Genomic DNA, 1,700 nt, shown 5'->3' with positions numbered 1-1,700 from the left:
TTACTTACCCATCTCGTTATAGACATGAAATAGACGATATAAGGGATGAAGTTTTTAAAGTTTTCGTAGCCGAATATTTAAACAATGAAGACAAGACAATAGAAGGAGATAAATATATTCAACTACATGAATTTAAACTAAATGTTATTTATAATTTAAATAATGAAGATATAGATGATTTTAGAATCAAATATATAAGAGAAATAGGGGGTAATGAGGATATAGATTATAAAGTGAATTATGATTTATTGCTTATAGAGGCATTTAGAAAGCTACAAGGATATGGCTTTATTCCTTATACTAAGTAAATCCATGTAGAATATCATATATGTAATACATATTCAGATAAATCTATAGTATTGAATACAGTGGCTTTTGGCATTTATAGATAACTACGAAGTCGGGAGACTCCGTAGAGGAGGAAGAGGTACTGTAAGGTAACCTTTTTTGATAGTTATTTAATTCTATTCTTTCTAATTAAAGAACTTATCTAATTGTCTAGTTGGACTTGCAATAAACTCTTCGAAAGTGCACAGATCTGTAAGCTGTTGATGTTCTAAATCATAACAAGCTATTTTCTTAGCCTTTGGATTCCAAACAATAATAGTATCTGTGTAATCTCCAGTTTGTTTAGAAATGCGAAGTAGTTTCTGCCTTGCAAATTTGAACGCAGCTGTCTCGAGTAAGGTAAAGAACTCAATATACTCAAAGTCTGAATCAGGTAAGTCAATGCGTAAATTATCTCCTTGTAAGAACTCTAAAAGGACTTTAGGTAGCTTATAGGCTTTTAACTCATCGAGTTTATTACTTAGATTGTGGAAATCTGCTGGTTCTATAGACTTAAAGTAGTCTGCCATTTCACTATCTGCTTTCTCTAAAGCAATACTGTATGGACGCATGCCATCTTTCTCAGCGAGTGTTACATCTGCACCGTGTTGGACAAGGTATTTACACATGTGAAGATCTACATATCTTGCAGCTACACACAGCGCAGTAGGTTTAAAGGGATACACCATATCGGCTTTATTGTAATTGATGTCAACATTAAAAGAAATAAAGAAGTCTAATACTTTATAGTTACGATCGCTAACTGCTTGACGAAAGGCTAGACCACCATATTTCTCTACTGTATGTCCTAAGCTGTGGATAAGAGCTAAATTATCATAAGACTTGCCATATAAAGCTTGCTGAAAAGCATCAGATTTGAGGTGATTTACTACATTTACTTTAGCTCCATGTGCTACTAGATAATTGATAATATCCGCCTTGCAATAGCGAACAGCACTTAAAAAGCTGGGATTGTCTTTTGCATTTAGGTTTACCCCTTTACTAATAAGCCATTTAAGAGTATCGAAGTTTTCCATAATTAGAGCTAAATCTAAAGGAGACTCATCGGTATGTTTTCCAATAGAAATCTGTTTCTCAATATCCCAACCTTCAGCATAATACTGATCTAATAGAGTAATATCTCCTGATATAATTGCATTGACAATAGGGGGAACGGTTTTAAATGTCCCAATATCCTTTAAGCTTACCATGATTTATGGTGTTTTAAGTATAAATAATATTTTAATAATCAGATGTTTGTTTATCAATTAGATAGGTTTGATATAAGTTATTGAAAAAACGAAATATACCATATAAATAAGAACCAATAACTAGGGATAAAGCTATTTTTATAAATAAATAAATAACCCAAC

Annotated in this window: 1 protein-coding gene and 1 pseudogene; one reads left to right on the top strand and one right to left on the bottom strand. The window is 32.1% G+C overall.

Features of this window, described 5'->3' with window-relative positions; all coding sequences use genetic code 11:
- Nucleotides 1-308 (top strand): annotated as a pseudogene (locus GOQ24_RS13395) (hypothetical protein); the annotation flags it as partial.
- Nucleotides 309-473: 165 nt separating this feature from the next.
- On the opposite strand, the gene GOQ24_RS13390 reads toward GOQ24_RS13395, so the two are convergent.
- A complete protein-coding gene (locus GOQ24_RS13390; RefSeq protein WP_160339925.1) occupies nucleotides 474-1,538 on the bottom strand; it encodes an ankyrin repeat domain-containing protein in 1,065 nt (354 codons plus the stop codon).
- Nucleotides 1,539-1,700: the final 162 nt, after the last annotated feature.

Origin of the sequence: Myroides sp. LoEW2-1 (assembly GCF_009767705.1) — a bacterium.
Classification (GTDB): domain Bacteria; phylum Bacteroidota; class Bacteroidia; order Flavobacteriales; family Flavobacteriaceae; genus Flavobacterium; species Flavobacterium album_A.
The sequence above is the reverse complement of the archived record's forward strand: the minus strand, read 5'-3'. Positions and strand labels throughout refer to the sequence as shown.